The sequence below is a fragment of the Qipengyuania sp. genome (assembly GCF_042095715.1).
Taxonomy (GTDB): Bacteria; Pseudomonadota; Alphaproteobacteria; order Sphingomonadales; family Sphingomonadaceae; genus Qipengyuania.
Genome location: NZ_JBELMO010000036.1, coordinates 13,135 through 29,699, shown reverse-complemented (window position 1 = coordinate 29,699; position 16,565 = coordinate 13,135). Strand labels below are relative to the sequence as shown.

21 protein-coding genes are annotated in these 16,565 nt (G+C 65.0%); 7 read left to right on the top strand and 14 right to left on the bottom strand.

The annotated features are described in order from the left end of the window. From ACFDTG_RS09910 to dksA, 7 genes are all read right to left on the bottom strand, one after another. On the bottom strand, positions 1–653 hold a 653-nt coding region (locus ACFDTG_RS09910), incomplete at its 3' end, for an aminotransferase class V-fold PLP-dependent enzyme (RefSeq protein WP_375290871.1). Then, the gene (gene kynB, locus ACFDTG_RS09905; protein WP_375290869.1) at positions 650–1,279 is read right to left on the bottom strand and encodes an arylformamidase; all 630 of its coding nucleotides are present in this window, start codon (positions 1,277–1,279) and stop codon (positions 650–652) included. The genes kynB and ACFDTG_RS09910, both read right to left, overlap by 4 nt. Further along, complete coding sequence (locus ACFDTG_RS09900) at positions 1,276–2,064, bottom strand: tryptophan 2,3-dioxygenase (RefSeq protein ID WP_375290868.1); 789 nt, start codon at positions 2,062–2,064, stop codon at positions 1,276–1,278. The genes kynB and ACFDTG_RS09900 overlap by 4 nt, the downstream gene beginning before the upstream one ends. 62 nt (positions 2,065–2,126) lie before the next feature. Next, a complete protein-coding gene (locus ACFDTG_RS09895; RefSeq protein ID WP_375290874.1) occupies positions 2,127–2,549 on the bottom strand; it encodes a DUF4112 domain-containing protein in 423 nt (140 codons plus the stop codon). 14 nt (positions 2,550–2,563) lie between these two features. Continuing rightward, positions 2,564–4,051, bottom strand: coding sequence for an ABC transporter substrate-binding protein (locus ACFDTG_RS09890; RefSeq protein WP_375290867.1), 1,488 nt, complete (start codon positions 4,049–4,051; stop codon positions 2,564–2,566). Positions 4,052–4,159: 108 nt separating this feature from the next. Beyond that, complete coding sequence (locus ACFDTG_RS09885; protein WP_375290866.1) at positions 4,160–4,591, bottom strand: PilZ domain-containing protein; 432 nt, start codon at positions 4,589–4,591, stop codon at positions 4,160–4,162. 79 nt (positions 4,592–4,670) lie between these two features. Then, entirely contained in the window at positions 4,671–5,129 is a 459-nt protein-coding gene (gene dksA, locus ACFDTG_RS09880) for an RNA polymerase-binding protein DksA (RefSeq protein ID WP_375290865.1), read from the bottom strand. 261 nt (positions 5,130–5,390) lie between these two features. On the opposite strand from dksA, the gene ACFDTG_RS09875 reads away from it, so the two are divergent. Further along, entirely contained in the window at positions 5,391–5,729 is a 339-nt protein-coding gene (locus tag ACFDTG_RS09875) for a hypothetical protein (protein ID WP_375290864.1), read from the top strand. Between the two features lie 10 nt (positions 5,730–5,739). On the opposite strand, the gene ACFDTG_RS09870 is transcribed toward ACFDTG_RS09875, so the two are convergent. The 5 genes from ACFDTG_RS09870 to ACFDTG_RS09850 all read right to left on the bottom strand — a co-directional run bounded on the left by ACFDTG_RS09870 (position 5,740) and on the right by ACFDTG_RS09850 (position 9,204). Next, on the bottom strand, positions 5,740–6,870 hold the full coding sequence (locus ACFDTG_RS09870; RefSeq protein ID WP_375290863.1) for a GNAT family N-acetyltransferase: 1,131 nt from the start codon (positions 6,868–6,870) through the stop codon (positions 5,740–5,742). Continuing rightward, a complete protein-coding gene (locus tag ACFDTG_RS09865; RefSeq protein ID WP_375290862.1) occupies positions 6,867–7,634 on the bottom strand; it encodes a glycerophosphodiester phosphodiesterase family protein in 768 nt (255 codons plus the stop codon). Before ACFDTG_RS09865 ends, ACFDTG_RS09870 begins: the two co-directional genes overlap by 4 nt. Before the next feature lie 90 nt (positions 7,635–7,724). Further along, positions 7,725–8,180 carry a RidA family protein gene (locus ACFDTG_RS09860; protein WP_375290861.1) on the bottom strand — a complete coding sequence of 152 codons (456 nt, stop codon included), beginning with the start codon at positions 8,178–8,180 and terminating at the stop codon, positions 7,725–7,727. Then, the gene (locus ACFDTG_RS09855) at positions 8,177–8,854 is read right to left on the bottom strand and encodes an HAD family hydrolase (RefSeq protein WP_375290860.1); all 678 of its coding nucleotides are present in this window, start codon (positions 8,852–8,854) and stop codon (positions 8,177–8,179) included. Before ACFDTG_RS09855 ends, ACFDTG_RS09860 begins: the two co-directional genes overlap by 4 nt. Beyond that, a complete protein-coding gene (locus ACFDTG_RS09850) occupies positions 8,851–9,204 on the bottom strand; it encodes a DUF3572 domain-containing protein (protein WP_375290859.1) in 354 nt (117 codons plus the stop codon). Before ACFDTG_RS09850 ends, ACFDTG_RS09855 begins: the two co-directional genes overlap by 4 nt. On the opposite strand from ACFDTG_RS09850, the gene ACFDTG_RS09845 reads away from it, so the two are divergent. Continuing rightward, positions 9,191–9,574, top strand: coding sequence for a response regulator (locus tag ACFDTG_RS09845; protein ID WP_375290858.1), 384 nt, complete (start codon positions 9,191–9,193; stop codon positions 9,572–9,574). The genes ACFDTG_RS09850 and ACFDTG_RS09845 overlap by 14 nt on opposite strands. Here the strand turns inward: ACFDTG_RS09845 and ACFDTG_RS09840 are convergent. Beyond that, a complete protein-coding gene (locus tag ACFDTG_RS09840; protein WP_375290857.1) occupies positions 9,571–10,131 on the bottom strand; it encodes a Pycsar system effector family protein in 561 nt (186 codons plus the stop codon). The genes ACFDTG_RS09845 and ACFDTG_RS09840 overlap by 4 nt on opposite strands. Positions 10,132–10,292: 161 nt before the next feature. Between ACFDTG_RS09840 and ACFDTG_RS09835 the strand changes: the two genes are divergently transcribed. From ACFDTG_RS09835 to ACFDTG_RS09815, 5 genes are all read left to right on the top strand, one after another. Then, positions 10,293–10,535 (top strand): acyl carrier protein, encoded by a 243-nt coding sequence (locus ACFDTG_RS09835; protein ID WP_375290856.1) that lies wholly within the window; start codon positions 10,293–10,295, stop codon positions 10,533–10,535. Next, positions 10,532–11,782, top strand: coding sequence for an aminotransferase class I/II-fold pyridoxal phosphate-dependent enzyme (locus ACFDTG_RS09830; RefSeq protein ID WP_375290855.1), 1,251 nt, complete (start codon positions 10,532–10,534; stop codon positions 11,780–11,782). Before ACFDTG_RS09835 ends, ACFDTG_RS09830 begins: the two co-directional genes overlap by 4 nt. Positions 11,783–11,911: 129 nt before the next feature. Continuing rightward, positions 11,912–13,111, top strand: coding sequence for a PEPxxWA-CTERM sorting domain-containing protein (locus ACFDTG_RS09825; protein ID WP_375290854.1), 1,200 nt, complete (start codon positions 11,912–11,914; stop codon positions 13,109–13,111). Between the two features lie 147 nt (positions 13,112–13,258). Then, complete coding sequence (locus tag ACFDTG_RS09820; protein ID WP_375290853.1) at positions 13,259–13,939, top strand: hypothetical protein; 681 nt, start codon at positions 13,259–13,261, stop codon at positions 13,937–13,939. A gap of 117 nt (positions 13,940–14,056) precedes the next feature. Further along, entirely contained in the window at positions 14,057–14,488 is a 432-nt protein-coding gene (locus tag ACFDTG_RS09815) for an OsmC family protein (protein WP_375290852.1), read from the top strand. 3 nt (positions 14,489–14,491) lie between these two features. Here the strand turns inward: ACFDTG_RS09815 and ACFDTG_RS09810 are convergent, their stop codons facing one another. Continuing rightward, the gene (locus ACFDTG_RS09810) at positions 14,492–16,480 is read right to left on the bottom strand and encodes a putative bifunctional diguanylate cyclase/phosphodiesterase (RefSeq protein WP_375290851.1); all 1,989 of its coding nucleotides are present in this window, start codon (positions 16,478–16,480) and stop codon (positions 14,492–14,494) included. Positions 16,481–16,565: the final 85 nt, after the last annotated feature.

Sequence of the window (16,565 nt, the reverse complement as noted above, 5' to 3'; positions counted from 1 at the left end):
ACCGCGAAGTCCGCCTCGCAGGCATTCAGCGCCACCGGCAGCGCCCCGACGGAATGCGACAGGTCCCAAAGCACCAACGCGCCCGCATCATGCGCCGCCCGCGTCTGGGCCGCCATGTCGAACAGTTCGCCAGTCTTGTAGTGCGCATGGGTGAGCAGCAGCAGGGCGACATCCTCGTCCAGCGCTTCGGCGAGCTGACCACGCGGGGCGAGGCGGCGCGTGGCGAGGCCCTGCGCTTCCAGCCCGGCGATCATGTAGAGATCGGTGGGGAAATTGCCCGGCTCGCTGAGGATGACTTTGCGGCCTCCGCCAGGCTTTTGGGTCTGCATGGACAGCGCGGCGCCGATGAGCTTGAAAAGGTTCACCGATGTGCTGTCGGCGGCGATCACCTCGTTGGGCTCCGCGCCGATGAGCGGGGCGATCTTGCCGCCGATGCGCTGCGGCATGGCGATCCAGTCGGCATTGTTCCAGCTTCGGATCAGCCCTTCGCCCCATTCCTCCAGCACCGTCTCCGCCAGGCGGATCGGCGTGCCCTTGGGCAGCGCGCCCAGCGAATTGCCGTCGAGATAGATGATGCCTTCGGGCAGAGTGAAAAGTTCGCGAAATTCACGCAGAGGATCTGCGGCGTCGAGTTTACGGGCTTCATCCATCATACTGTGATTTCACGTAACATCGCGCGGCAGAGGCCCGCGTCGCCGCCTGCGATCTTGAGCGGCAGCGCGATCAGTTCGTAGCGCCCCTCTGCAATGTCGTCGAGCACCAGCCCTTCCAGGATGCGCAGATCGTGTTCCAGCACCATCTTGTGCGCGTCCATGGTCTTGGACTCCTGCGGATCGACCGAGGGCGCGTCGGTCCCGATCAGCCGCACGCCCTGCATGGCAAGCCATTCGATCGTCTCGGGCGCGATGGCTGTGAAACCGCTGTCCCAAGTCTCGTGGGGGAAGCGCGCGAAGGTGCGGAACAGCACCCGGTCGACATGGTCCAGATGCGGCAGATCGCCGATACGCACCTCGCCCACCACCTTGCGCGCATCCACCACCAGGCATTCGCCCAGATAGGGATCGAGATCGACCGAAGCGATGTCGGCGCCATCGGCGGCATAATGCAGCGGCGCATCGCCGTGGGTGCCCGAATGCGTGCTCATGGTCATGCGCCCGACATTGACGGGCGAGCCATCCTCCATCCGCCACGTCCGCTCGAACGCGAAGGCGGTGTCGCCGGGCCACACCGGCAGGCCGGGGCGCAGCGTCTGGCTGATGTCCCAGATCTTGCGGGTCACAGGGCGGTCCTCACGCTCAGCAATTCGGGGAAGAAGGCCTGCTTCAGCACGCCCGCTAGATAAGGCACGCCGGGCGTGCCGCCGGTCCCTTTCTTGAAGCCGATGATCCGCTCCACGGTCTTGAGATGGCCGAAGCGCCAGCGCTGGAAGTGATATTCCAGATCGACCAGCTTTTCGGCCAGTTCGTAAAGGTCCCAGTGCTCGTTGGGGTGGCGGTAGATTTCGGCCCAGGCGGCTTCGACCGCCTCCGACATTGCCCATGTCTCGGCATGGTCGCGCTTCAGCACCTCATCGGGAATGGCGAAGCCGCGCCGCGCCAGCAGCGCCACCGCTTCGGCATAGATGCTCTTGCGCGTCAGTTCCTCGCGCAGGTCCCGCGCCACTTCGGGCACCGCCTCGTGCATGGTGACCATATCGGGGTTCCGCCCGCCCAGCAGGAATTCCATCATCCGGTACTGCGCGCTCTGGAAGCCGCTCGAACCGCCAAGATGCGGACGGACCGTGGTGTAATCGTGCGGGGTCATGGTGCTCAGCACGTCCCAGCTCTGAATCAGCTGCCCCTGCGCGCGCGCCACGCGGGCCAGCATCTTGAAGGCGGGCCGCAGATCGTCGGCCACGATCCGGTCGCGCGCTTCGTGCAATTCGTGGAGGCAGAGCTTCAGCCACAGCTCGCTCGCCTGATGGACGATGATGAACAGCATCTCGTCATGCGCGTCCGACACGGGATGCTGCGCGCTGAGGATGCGGTCGAGATCGAGGTAGCTCGAATAGGTGACGTCGGGCATGGCCTGTCGCCCTAGCGCGGGCGGATGCCAAACGAAACTCCCCTCCTCTACAGAGGAGGAGGCTATTGGCTGTTACTAAAAGCGTCGATCACCCGGCTTTCGGGGTGATGCTTGTCGAGGTGCTTGCGCAAGATCTTGAGGTTGCGGCTGTTCGATCGGAACACGAAGTCTAAGGCATCGCCCACCACCGGCACCGCGCCCACTGCGGTGTCGAAAGCGATGTTGCCCGCCATGCGGGCCAGCTTCCACTTGGGCATTCCCAGATTGCGCGCTTCCCACACGATGTAGCTGCCCATGGCGGCAGCGATCAGATCGCCCACCACGGGAACCAGACCGATGATCGAATCCAGGCCAATGCGGTATTGTGTGCCGGGGATGACCATGGCGCGTTCCAGCGCGATCTCCATCGCTTCGATGCGGCGGCGCACATCCGCCGGGCTCCGCCCCGTGGGGATGTCTAGGCCCAGGGGCCGCGGGCGCTTCATCTCGTCCATGCCCCCTACATGGGCGAACCGGCGAGCGGGAACAAGGGATGGATCGACCAGGGATTTTCGGCGAAGCCCTGGACGCCCGAACGCACCAGCGACCAGCGGATGGGCGCGCCGATGGGAATGAAGACATTGTCGTTTTCCAGCGCCGTCTCCGCTTCGGCGAGATAGCCCGCGCGCTCCTCCGCCGTGGCGGCGTTGAGCGACAGCCCCGCCAGGAAATCGACATCGGCCGAGCAGATCGCGCTGCTCATCCGGCAGTGAAACTGATTGAGGAACCAGTGCATGCCGGGATAGCGCGCAACCCGGTCGCGCAGGGTCAGATCGGCTTCGGCGGGCTTGGTACCCTGTCCTTCGGCCTGCCATTCGGCGCGGGTCATCCGGATCCCGATCGCGCCATATTGCCGGGCCAGCTCGCGGAACAGGATATCGGATCCCGGGCCGGGCGGCAGCGCGACCGACAGTGTAATGTCATCCCCGTTTTCCGCCTTCCACCGGGCAACGCGCCGCGCCGCTTCGGCCTGCCGCGCCTCCTGATCCAGGTTGACCCAGCGTTCGGTGGTCAACTGCGGATCGTCCGGCAGCCCCGGCGCGACCACCCGCGTGGTCGGCGTCCAGCCGGCGAGGTTGAACGGGGCGATCAGCGCGCTGCGGTCCAGCGCCATGGCCAGCGCCTCGCGATTTTGCGGCTCGGCCAGAAACCCGCGATCGTTGCGCACGTCCAGCCCGAACAGCCCCATCGCGGAATCGAGCCGGATCGTTCCGCGCGACAGCGGGCCGACATCCACCAGCGGCAGGTCCGCCAGCGTGCCGCCCAGCACCACCTCGTAAAGCCCTTGCGAAAAGCCCTCCATCGCCGCCTCGGCGCTGAGCGCGGTCAGCCGAACGGGCCGCACGTTCTCCGCCCAGTCCGCGTTTTCGGGAAGCCCGCGCGCCTGCGGTGGCAGCACGGCGAACAGCGCGGAATCGCCGTCACGGGTCGCGACCATCGGGCCGGTCGGAATATCGGGCAAGGTGATGCCGAGTTCGGGCTGGGCCAGCAATTGCAGCATCCCCGGCATGGGGGTGTAGAGGCGAATCTCGATCACGCGCGCCGTCATCGCGCGCACGTCGCGGACCTTGGCGAGATCGAGCCCCATGGTGGTGCCCTTGAGCTGGGCGAAGGATCGGGTGAGGGATTTCTGGACGGTGCGCGCCGTCAGCCGGTCGTCGCCCGGTACGTCGAGCGGGCGGATGCGGAAAATGTAGCTCAGCCCGTCGTCGGTCACGATCCAGCGTTCGGCCAGGCCGGGGATGAGCTGCCCTGTCTCGTCCAGCCGGACCAGCCCCTGCTGGGTGGCGCTGCGCAAGAGAGCGCCCGGCAGGCCGAAGCGGCTGCCCGATGCATCGAAATCGGCAGGATCGCCGATCACCGCCACGTCCACCCCGTCGCTGTTGCGCTCCGTGCAGCCGCCCAGCGCCAGAAGCGCGGCGAGCAGGGATGCGATGATGCGGGGCATGGACATGACGCCATGCCCTACCAAGCGATGGTCGGGCCGTCAGCCAGACAATTCGGCGAACTTGCGCGAAACCCGCGCTACACCGGTGCGCCCGGTCCGGCTTATCGGTCAGACGCGGCGCAGCTTGCCGTTCCAGCCATCGTATTTGGCCGCTTCCAGCGCGGGCCGGGCGTAGACGGGGGCTTCCTTTTCCCCCACGCCGACCGGCGATCGCACCGCGCGCGGATCGATTTCATGCGCGAATTCGATGCCGAAGCGCGTGCCCCGGCACCACGCCACCGTGCCCGGAACGATGCCCACATTACGCAGCGCGATCCCTACGGCGGTGCCCGGCCTCATGGTGAAACCGGCATCGGCCATCATGCCGCCGGACGAAAGGTTGCGAACCTTGACCCGACGCGGTTCCTCCAGCTCGTCGGCATGGATGTCGGCCACCAGCAACAGGCTGTCGCGGGAATTGTTTCTGGTCTCTCGAATGTCGTCGGCTGCGCCCTCTTCGGGGCACGTCGGATCGGGTGGGAATGGATCGCGCGGCATCATGCGGCCGCATAGCAGCGGCGTCGTTAAGGGCCGTTGCAACCATTTAATACGGGAAATTGCTTAAGCGAACGCTGCCGCCTCAATCGTCGCGGCTGACCTTCTCGCGCCGCTCGTGCGCTTCCTGCGCTTCGACCGTCATGGTCGCGACGGGGCGGGCGATCAGCCGCTTGAGGCCGATGGGATCGCCCGTCACCTCGCAATAGCCGTATTCGCCAGCATCGATACGGCGCAGCGCGGAATCGATCTTGGCGATCAGCTTGCGCTGCCGGTCGCGGGTCCTGAGTTCGATACCCCAATCGGTTTCGCTGGAGGCGCGGTCGTTCAGATCGGATTCGCGCATCGGGCCGTCCTGCAGGGTCTGCAGGGTGGTTTCGGCGGCGGTGTGGATGGCGCGTTTCCATTCCAGCAGCAGCATGCGGAAATAATCCAGCTGCTTGTCGGACATGTATTCTTCGTCTTCGCCGGGGACGTAATCGTCACCGACGGCCGCCTTGATGCGGGCCAGTTTCTCTTTTTCGGCGAATGCGGCGGTGGCCATCGCTACCTCTATTCAGCCCAGGAATACGCCGGAGAGACGTCCACCAGACACGTTCGGATCGCCCGTCGCGTCGCCTTCCCCGATGGGCGCGGCCTATAAGGAACGCCCCGTGCGGGCACAAGCGCCAATGTCGTGACCATCCCACCACGCGCCATCCCCCCAAGGGCCATCCCCACACAAGCCGTTAACCCTATCTTGACCATGAGGGTCGAAACAGGACGAGCCGGCAGGGGTGCCGGGGGTTGATTTGGGGATTGAACAGTGAGCTTTCTCAAGAGCATCGATGGGGGCGCGGGGGTCGTGCTGCAGGGCGCGGCGGCAGAAACGCTGATCGCCGAATGCCTCGCCAGCTTCGCCGAAGGCAGCGTGGATGCGATCTACGATCTGGGCGTGGCCTTTTCCACGGGGAGCCACGGCTGCGCCTGCGACATGATCGAAGCGCACAAGTGGTTCAACATCGCCGCCGCACGCGGGCATGAAGCCGCCGCGATGTGCCGCGCCGATGTCTCGGAAGAAATGACCGCCCGCGAAATCGCCGAAGCGCAGCGCCGCGCGCGCGAATGGCTGCGCGCCGACCGCGCCGAAAGCCGCGCCGCCTGAGCCTTTCGATCTAGGATTTCCGGAAGGGCGTGCGCGATTCCAGATGGTTCGCGTCCGCCGCTACGCCGGCGTGTTCCCGCTTGAGAAAATCGGCGATGGCGGCGCGAAAGCCCGGATCGGCGATCCAGTGGGCGGAGACGGTCTGCACCGGCTCGTATCCGCGGGCCAGCTTGTGCCCGCCCTGCGCGCCCGCCTCCACGCGCTCCAGGCCCAGTTCGATGGCAGCGTCGATCGCCTGATAATAGCACAGTTCGAAATGCAGGAAGCGGATGTCGCGGGTGCAGCCCCAATAGCGCCCGTATAGCGCATCGCGCCCGATGATGTTGAGCGCGCCTGCCACCGGCTCTCCGTCCTGAAAGGCCAGGACCAGCAGGAGGGCATCACCCATGCGCTGATGCATCAGGTCGAAAGCTGCGCGCGTGAGATAGGGCGTACCCCATTTGCGCGCGCCGGTATCCTGATAGAACTCCCAGAAATAGTCCCAGTGCTCGGGCCGGATTTCGGCGCCGCGCAGACGCTCGATGGTGACCTCGCCCTGCGCGGCGGCGCGCTCCTTGCGCAGATCCTTGCGCTTGCGCGATGAAAGATCGCCCAGGAAATCGTCGAAGCTGCCGTAATCCCGGTTGGTCCAGTGGAACTGGATATCGCGGCGGGTCAGCCAGCCGGCTTCCTCGAACAACGGAACCTGATCGGGCTCTATGAAGGTGGCGTGGGCGCCCGACAGGCCATGCTGGGTGCAGACCTGCTCGGCGGCGCCCAGCAGGGGGGCCGCCAGCGCCGGATTGCTCAGCAACATTCGCGGCCCCGTGGCGGGGGTGAAGGGCGCGGCGATCTGCAGCTTGGGATAATAGCGCCCGCCGGCGCGCTCATAGGCATCGGCCCAGCCGTGATCGAAGACATATTCGCCCTGGCTGTGGCCCTTGAGATAGGCGGGCAGCGCTGCCAGCAGCTCGCCGCCTGCCGCCTCGATCACGATGGGGGCGGGTTGCCAGCCGGTGCCATCGCCCACGCTGCCCGAATCCTCCAGCGCGGTCAGGAAACCGTGGCGCATGAAGGGATTGCCGTCGGGCACCAGCGCGTCCCACGCTTCTTCGGAAAACGCGCCCACCGATCCGGCAAGCTTGGCCACCAGCTCGCTCATGCCAGGCCCGCCCCCTCGGCGATGGGCGCATCGGCATGGCGCGTGGCGATGGCGCGCGCTTGGGGCGAATCCACCGTCCAGGTCAGCACCGGCATGCCATGGGCACGCAGCCTGGCAACGAAGCGATTGGGCAGCGCGGCGACGTGATAGGCCATGAAGTCCGGGCGTGCGATCCACAGCGCCAGATGCCGCTGCCAGGCGCGCTTGGTGTAGCCATGCTCGTCCTCGCGCATCACCAACCCGCGCAGCGTGCGGGGCGAATGGCGGCGCAGCCAGCGCGCGGCGCGCGGATCGAAGCTCATCACCGCATGCGCTCCGTCATAGCCTTCCAAGGCTTCCACGACACGCTGGCAGCTCCCTTCTATGTCGTAACCCCGGCGCGACTTGAGCTCGATCAACAGAGGCACCCTGCCGCCAATCATCGCCAGCAATTCGCTAAGATCGAGGGGGCGGTCCTCGCTCTCGAGATAGGCCAGTTCGCGCCATTGCGCGCGGGTCAGCGCTGCCGCTTTGTCCGGCCGCCCGATCAGCCGCGCGAAATCCCAGTCGTGGTAGACCATCGGCCAGTGATCCAGGCTGCGCTGGATATCGCACTCGATGCCCAGTCCCGCGGACATCGCCGCGCGAAAGGCGCTGGGCGAATTCTCGATCACGCCGGGACCATGCAAGCCGCGATGGGCATATGTCCAGTCGCCCAGCCACGCCACGCGGGCCGGATCGGGCGGGGGCGCCAGAAGCCGGTCGAGAGAGGCAGCGATCGTCATGCGGCGATCCTGCCCGTTTCGTCGAAGCGGGCAGGGACGCCCGCCCCGGTCGGCCCCGCGGGCAAAGCGGGGTGGATCCCGCCGGTACGATTAAGCCTTGAGGGCAACGATGGCATCGACTTCGACTGCGGCCCCCAGCGGCAGCGCGGCCACGCCCACTGCGGCGCGCGCGTGCTTGCCTGCATCCCCGAACACTTCCACCATCAGGTCCGATGCGCCGTTCGCCACCTTGGGCTGATCGGAGAATTCGGGGCTGGAGGCGACGAAGACGTTGAGCTTCACGATCCGCTCCACCCGGTCGAGCAGTTCGGCCTGTTCGAGCTGCGCCAGGATCATCAGCGCGCAGGCACGCGCTGCTTCCTTCCCGCGTTCCGTGCCCAGATCGCTGCCCAGCTTGCCGGAAACCAGCTTGCCGTCGACGAAGGGGAGCTGGCCGGAAATATGGACGGTTCGGCCCAGCACCATGAGCGGGACGTAGCTTGCCACCGGCGCGGCGGCCTGTGGCAGTTCGATGCCCATGTCGGATAGGCGGGTGACGACGCTCATGCGGATTCCTTCTGATGGTTTGCGATATGATCGTCGATGCGGGCCAGCAGCCAGGGCAGCGCTTCCGCCCAGCTGTCGATGCGGGCATCGGCATGGCCGGCGACATGCGCGCAATCGATGTGCGGCGCCAGTTGCGGCTCTCCGCAGAGATGCAGCGTGGTAAGATTTTCCACGCTCTCGCGCGCCGATTTGTGATGCTGCGGCAGATCGTCGACGAACCAGGTGTGCGTGGGCTTGTATTCCTCGATGATCGCCTGGAGCGCGGGCCCCTTCGGCCCTTGATTGGTGAAGACGCGCGCCACGATGCCATGGGTTTCGAGTTGCGCCTGACGCAGGTCGCGATGGCTGTCGGGAATGTTCGTAAGGATCACCACGTCAGCGCGCTGCGACAGTTCGCGCAGCGCCCCGACCGCGCCCGGAATGGCGGTCTGCCGGTTCATTTCGCTCTCGAAGAAATTGCCCAGGAGGCGCCAGATTTCGGTTTTCTCCACCAGCTCCCCGCTTTCGGACCAGCGCATCGCTTCGCCGAAATTGTTGCTGCCGATGGTGAAATCCACGCCCTGGCTTTCGCCCAGCCAGTCGCGGAAGGGGGTGACCATGTGCAGCAGCACTTCGTCGCAGTCGCAGACAACCAGCGGGCGGGCGGTTTCGGGGGCATCGTGGGGGTCAGTCATCGGGCCAGCTTTCTTGCGGCAGCGGAAATATCTTCGGGCGGCAGGTCGAGCGCGATGGCGGCCGCGACCAGATCGGCTTCATGCCCCGCCAGGAATTCGAGAACCGCCGCCAGAACGCTGCGGTCGCCCAGTCCGCCGCGCAGCGCCTCGGGCGTGAGCCCGGTCAGCGCCAGCAGGCGGTCGGCGCGCTGCTGATCGGTCAGCACCCAGCCCAGAGCTTCGAGCGCGATGGTTTCCGCCGATCTTTTTGCGGGATCGTTCGGGTCGGGGGAATTGGGGATTTGAATCTCTCCGGTGAAGGCGGTAGTCGGCAGGACGCATCGCACAAGGGAACCCGTGGCAAAGCGCATATTGGTTGTCGAGGACAACGATCTCAACCGCAAGCTTTTCTGCGACGTTCTGAAGGCGAACGGCTATGAGGTCGTGCCCGTGGCCGACGGTCAGAACGTGATTGCGACCGCCCGCAAATTCAAGCCGCACGGCGTGGTTCTGGACATCCAGTTGCCCAATATCACGGGGCTGGAGCTGATCGAGCAATTCCGCGGCGATGCATCGTTGCGCGCGATCCCCATCCTCGCGGTCACGGCTTATGCCGGCAAGGGTGACGAGGACCGCATTCGCGGCGCCGGGGCGCAGGATTATCTCGCCAAGCCGGTCTCCATCACCCCCTTCATGCGGGCCGTGCGAAACCTGCTGGGCGACGAACCGCCGGCGGCCTAGCCCCCCCCGACCATCTCCACCGCGAACACCAGCAGCGTCACCACCAGACCGGCGATAAAGATCCGATAGGCGAAGGAAAGATAGCGGAACTTCTTGTTCTGAAGCACCTGTCCGTTCTGGTAGAGATCGTGGGCCATGGTGCGATAGACGCGCTCATCGGTTTCGAGGGTGGTGAGCAGCTCTTCCGTCCACTCTTCCTCGTCCATCCACGCGAAATGACCGAAGAACAGCAAGTTGCGGTTCTTCACCGCGCCCTTGGGCCGGCTCACCGTGGGCAGCACCGCCATCACCGCGCCCAGCGAGCTGGCAAAGGCGAAGGACGCCAGCACCGTCAGCGCGACGGGAACCTCCCCCGTGAGGGCGCGGGTGATCGAGAGCGAAAACACGAGGAAGGTCGCGCCCAGCAGAATGGAGGCCTTCTGATCGGCCATGCGGGCATGCGTCAGCCCGTTGACCTGCGCCGTTCGCATCAGGTGGATCGCCTGGGGCGAGAATTCGCGCTCGCTCCCTTCGGACGGCGCACGCATCATCTTTTCCGCAAAATTCGCATCCGCCATGCTTGTCCCCCCTGAGAAACCGCCTGAGAAACTGGCAGCGAAACCGACATGAAATCCGACCGCTTGGCGCTTGCTGGCATATTAACCACCACGCGCCGCGCTTGACAAGCGGCGGGCGGGGCCGCTTTGCGCAGGCGCAACGTCATCGAAGGACATACCGCATGGACCGTGCCGAGGTCGACAGCCGCATTCGCGAACTCATCGAACCCTTCAACAAGAAGGGGGTCGCCGTTACCGACGACACCAGCTTCCAGCACGACCTCGAATTCGACAGCCTGACGGTGATGGATTTCGTCGCCGCGATCGAAGACGAATTCGACATCATCATCAGTATGAACCAGCAGGCCGAGATCGAGAAATACGGCCAGCTCGTGGATGCGGTGACCAAGATGGTGGACAAGTGAGCGAAGGCATCATCCAGCCGGACGCACCGCAGGTGCTGGAAGGGCACGCGCCGGACCTGTTCGCCAAGTTCGATCCGCTGATCGCCATGCGCGAGAACCTGCTGGCGAGCGGGGTGGAAGATCCCTTCAACCTGGTGATGGAACGCGTGCTCAGCCCGACGCGCGCGGTGTGCAACGGGCGCGAGACGATCCTGCTCGGCACCTACAACTACATGGGCATGACCTTCGATCCGGATGTGATCGAGGCCGGGCAGCAGGCGCTCAGCAATTTCGGCAGCGGCACCACCGGCAGCCGGGTGCTCAACGGCACCTATCAGGGCCACAAGGAGGTGGAAGAGGCGCTGAAGGAATTCTACGCCATGGATCACGCCATGGTGTTCTCCACCGGATACCAGGCGAACCTCGGCATCATCTCCACCATCGCGGGCAAGGGCGATTACATCGTCCTCGACATCGATAGCCACGCCAGCATCTGGGACGGGTGCAAGCTGGGCGATGCCGAAGTGGTGCCCTTCAAGCACAACGATATCGAGGCGATGGACAAGCGGCTGGGCCGCATTCCCGAAGGCGCCGGCAAGCTGGTGATCTTGGAAGGCGTCTATTCCATGCTGGGCGATGTCGCTCCGCTCAAGGAAATGGTCGCGGTCGCCAAGAAGCACGGCGCGATGGTGCTGGTGGACGAAGCGCATTCGATGGGCTTCATCGGCGAGAACGGGCGCGGCGTGTGCGAACAGGCGGGCGTGATCGACGATTGCGACTTCATCATCGGCACGTTTTCCAAGAGCGTGGGCACGGTGGGCGGCTTCTGCGTGTCCAACCACCCCAAGTTCGAGATCATGCGGCTGGTGTGCCGCCCCTATGTCTTCACCGCCAGCCTGCCGCCCAGCGTGGTGGCCACGGCGGAAACCAGCATCCGCAAGCTGATGCACGGCAGCAACAAGCGCGCGCATCTGTGGGAAAATTCGAAGACCCTGCACAAGGGGCTGAAGAATCTGGGCTTCAAACTCGGGACCGAGGAGCCCGAAAGCGCCATCATCGCGGTAATCATGCCCGATCTGGAGCAGGGCGCAGCCATGTGGGAGGCGCTGATCAAGGGCGGCCTCTACGTGAACCTCGCCCGCCCGCCCGCGACCCCCGCCAACATGACCCTGCTGCGCTGCTCGCTATGCGCCGAACATACCGAGAGCGAAGTGAGCGAGATTCTCGAGATCTTCGAACGCGCGGGCAAGAAGGTAGGGATTATCTGAACGGCGTTGACGATAGGGGTGCCGACTGTCCCGAAACGGAACGCGCTGGAAAGTGACGATTCTTTACAATTCTAATCCCGGCGGATGAGCTAAGGATTGGGCCTCTCAATTGGATGGGGCCCAGTTATCATGACCAGTCTTACCTTGCGCGCCGCCGGACGCGCCGCGGCATTCGCATTCGCCGTTTCCAGCATCGCAACCGGCGCCAGTGCCCAGCAGATCCTCAGCTGGACGGAATCGGAAGAAACCGATGGGGACGACGACGCGCCGCGTGGCCGCGACACCAGCACGGTCGCGGGGGGCCTCGCATCCACCTCCTTCGGGGGGACCGATGCCCGCGCCCGAACCGATTTCGGCGTCAACAAGATCTTCGCCAGCGGCAACGGCATCTATGACGTGAACGCGACCAGCCTCTGGTCGGACAGCTATACCGTGTCTGGCGCGGCGGGTACCATGGTGAACGTGAGCTTCACCATCGGCATCGACGGATCATCCGACATCCTCGGCGACGATTACAGCTACAACTTCAAGCTCTACGCCCTGAAGGGCTCCGGCTGGACGGCGCATGGCTATGCCAGCGATGCGGACTGGCCGGCGAACACGGCGCTGTTCTACACCCCGCCGGGCGACGAGAACGATCGCATCTTCCTGACCCAGACGAGGAGCGACGGGGCGAAGGTGCAGATGGATGCCCGCGACTTCGAGGGTTTCGCCAATATCGCGCCAAACGGGGATTTTTTCTCGCAGGTGAAATACGATCCGGCGACAGGCACCTTCACACGCACGACCGTCGATGGAAACATGAACTGGATCGAGGAGGTGTTCACGCCCACGACATACCAGCGCATCGTCAACGGACTGGCGGTGACGCCCCAGATACCGCTTTCCGCGTCGTCACAGTTGCAGCAAGGGCGCGCCAATCTGGTAAGCTACTACCCAATCCTTGGCATGGCGCAGCTTTGCACCGCCAGCGACAACGAATGTGGGGCGGCGAACTATCCAGGCTCCGACCTGACGGTCAGTTTCTCGCTGCTCGCCGGCTCCACCTTCAGCCTTGCCGGAATGCTGTTTGCCGACGACGTCGGCACCGGGACCGTGGACTTCTTCAACACCGCCCGGCTGACGGGCGTGTCGGTTTCGCAAGGTGGGTCGCTAAGTTCGGGAAGCGGGTCGCTGCTCGACCTCGGCGGCGGGAATTACGGCTACGCTGCGGCGCTCGGGACCGGCGCGGTGCCCGAACCCGGCACCTGGGCCTTGTTCATCCTCGGTTTCGGCTTGGTCGGCGCAGCGATGCGTCGCCGCCGCACCCGGCTCGCATACGCGCTCTGAACATCCGCCGGGGTGGCAAAAAGGCGGGCGCTGGCCTCTGGGGTCCGCGCCCCTTTTTGTATTGATCGCGATGATCAAGGCAATTCAGCGCGAGTTCAAGCCGGCTTCGCTATTCCCGGTTTCGATAACGAAAACTGGAGAAATGAGATGGCGAAGGGTCGCTTGATGATCGCTGCAGTGGCGGCGATGGCGCTGTCCGGATGCAGCACCTACGGATATGACAGCGGATACAGCCGCGTGTCAGTCGGCGTGGGCAACGGATATTACGATCGCGGTTATTACGACCGTGGATATTATGGCTGGTACGATGGATATTATTATCCCGGCACCGGCTATTACGTGTTCGACCGCAGAGGCCAGCGGCATCGCTGGAACAGGGCGCATCAGCGTTACTGGCAGGCGCGCCGCGCGCATCTGCGCAACCATCGCGGGTTGCGCGAGAACTGGAGCGGATACGAGGGCGTCAGGCCCGGACATCGCGAGCGCCATGTCGACCGCGGGGACCGCCGTGGCGACAGGCACGGCGATCGGTACGAGCGGCGAGGGTCCTATCGCGATCAGCGCCCCGTGGCGCGTCCGGGCATGCGGGCCGAACGTCTTCAGGCCGAGCGCCTCCAGGCCGAGAGACAGCGTGCTGCGCGGGAACGGGCGGAACGCGCGCAAAGCCAGCGGGAAAGCCGTGCGGAACGGCGCGAGAGCCGTGCGGAACGCCGCGAGAGCGTGAGGGGGGAGCGCCGTATCGAGCGCCGGCCCGAACGGCGCATGGAGCGTCGCTCCGATCGCGGCGTGCGGCAGGACATAAATCCGAGCCGTCTCAACGACGAATAGAATCTGCCAAAATCGGGGCCGGTGCGTATGCACCGCCCCTGCCGGGGATATGAAAGCGGGCATCGGGCCGGACCCGGTGCCCGTTTCATGCGTCTAGGATGACACAAGGAGAAACCTATGACGATCGTGAAATCCGGCAGTGCGAAATACGAAGGCCTCGGCAAGTCTGGCAAAGGCCATGTCTCGAGCGAATCGGGCGCTCTGTCCAACCAGCCTTATGGCTTCAACACCCGGTTCGAAGATGGTGCCGGAACCAACCCCGAAGAGCTGATCGCCGCCGCCCACGCCAGCTGCTTCACCATGGCGCTGTCTTTCAAGCTGGCCGAAGCCGGTTACGAGGACGGCACCGTGGAGACCGAAGCCAAGGTGAGCCTGGACAAGAAGGACGCAGGCTTCACCGTCACCAAATCCGCGCTTTCGACCAAGGGACATGTGCCCGGGCTGGATAAGGCCAAGTTCGAGGAACTGGCCGCCGACGCGAAGGAAAATTGCCCGATTTCGCGGCTTCTCGATACCGAGATCACGCTGGAGACCAGCTTCGAGGGCTAGGGTCTACCCCACCGCGCCGGCCGCGTGCTGGCGCGGGGTATCCCATATGTCGGGCGCGGGGTGGCCGTAATAATAGCCCTGCACCAGTTCGACGCCAAGGTCGCGCAAGCGGCTTGCCTGCGCCGCCGTCTCGATGCCTTCGGCGATGACCCTGAGGCCGAGACGGCGCGCGATCAGCAGCGTGCTCTCTATGACCGGGCCGCCGAGGCCATCCATTTCGCGTACGAAGGTGCGGTCGATCTTCACCGTCGAAACTGGGAGGCTCAGCAGGCGCGAGAGCGAGGAGTAGCCGGCGCCGAAATCGTCGATGGAGAGGCCCACGCCCAGCGCGCGCAGGCTCTGGATCGCGGCGCGCGCGGAGGCAAGATTGTCGTCGGCGAAGACGCTTTCGGTAACCTCCAGATCGAGGCGCGTCGGGGCAAGTCCCGTGCGCGCCAGTATCCTGGCGACGGCAAGACAGAAATCCGCGCTGGCGAGCTGCCGCACGGACACATTGACGGCGATTGTCGCGGAGCGATTGGTGCCCGTCCATTTGGAGGCGTCCGCGCACGCCGTGGCGAGGGCCCATTCGCCCAGCACCACGATGACATCGGATTCCTCGGCAATGGGTATGAATTCTTCCGGCGAGATCGTGCCCAGCTGCTGATGATCCCATCGCGCCAGCGCCTCGTACCCGTAAATCCTGCCCGTCTTGCTGTCGACGATCGGCTGGTAATGCAACGCCAGATCGCCATCCGCAATCGCGGCGGGAAGAGCCCGTGAAAGATCGTAGCGCCTCTTCTGCGCCGCCGCATAATCCGCATCGTAGCAGACCACGCGCCCGCGCCCCGCGCGCTTCGCCTCCGCCACCGCGAGATCGGCGGCCAGCAGAAGCGTGCGCACGCTCTCGGCATGGGTGGGATAAAGGGCCATGCCCACCGACAGGCCGAGCGAGACGATCTGCCCTTCCAGGATGAAAGGTTCCGCCATGGCCGCGATCAGATCGTGTCCCTGGCTGCGCGCCCGGTCCAGCGCATCCTTCCGGTGAGGGAGAACCAGCACGAATTCGTCTCCGCCCCAGCGCGCCAGCATGGCATCTGCGGGAAGGGATGCACGCATGCGCTTGGCCGCTTCGATCAGCGCCTCGTCACCGGCGGCATGGCCGAGCGCATCGTTGATTTCCTTGAACCGGTCCAGATCGAGGAACAGCGCGGCGGCGGGCTGGCTTGCGGCGGGATCGAGCCGTTCGTCCATCCATTCCAGCAGCGAACGGCGATTGGGCAGACCGGTCAGACCATCGGTGTAGGCAGCCTGCGTCAGGGCCTGTGTCCGCTCCTCCACCTTGGCCTCAAGTTCGCCGTTGAGCTTCTGCAGACCATCCACCAGCCCGCGATTTTCGATACGGAGCGCGATCGCGCTGCGCAGAAGGTGATGATTGCGGCGATGGACGATCAACATCACGACGAAGAACACGAGTGACAGCGTGCACATGACCAGCCCGGGTCCATCGTGCTCGAAAAGGAAGAACGGCGTCGATAGGAGCATCGCGGCGATGTAGATCCGGGTCGGCCACATCAGTGGCGCGAGGATGGCGGTGGCGCCTGCGGCGAGGGCCGAAAACACGATGGCGATGGTATAGCGCCCCTCCAGGCTCTGCCCGCCGGTCAGATAGGCGAGCGTCACCCAGGTCACGGACGACATGTGGAGCCCGGCCGCGGTCAACCTGCGCCAGCGCGCGACCCGCTCCACCGGCCCCTCGAGCAGATCGGCACGGGTCAGGCTCCGGTTGACGAAGGCGCGGGCCGCGGTGAACGCGAAAACCGCAAGCAGCCACCAGGGCGCCCAGGCGGCGCCGGCCCAGACCAGGATCGCAGTGATGCTGAATGCGGCAAAGACGTTCATCGCCAGGGTCGAGGGCATGTTGTCGCGGTTGACCGCGAGCAGACCGCGCTCGACTTCTTGGTCGAGGGAAGATCCAGCCCCGGTCTTAACGCTTTCGCCGGACGTCAGCATGTTACCTGCCGCTTTGTAACGCGCCGATCGCGAGAAAGAAAAGCTGCGAAAAACAATCATCTAAGTGCAGCCCCCCTGCTGTCGC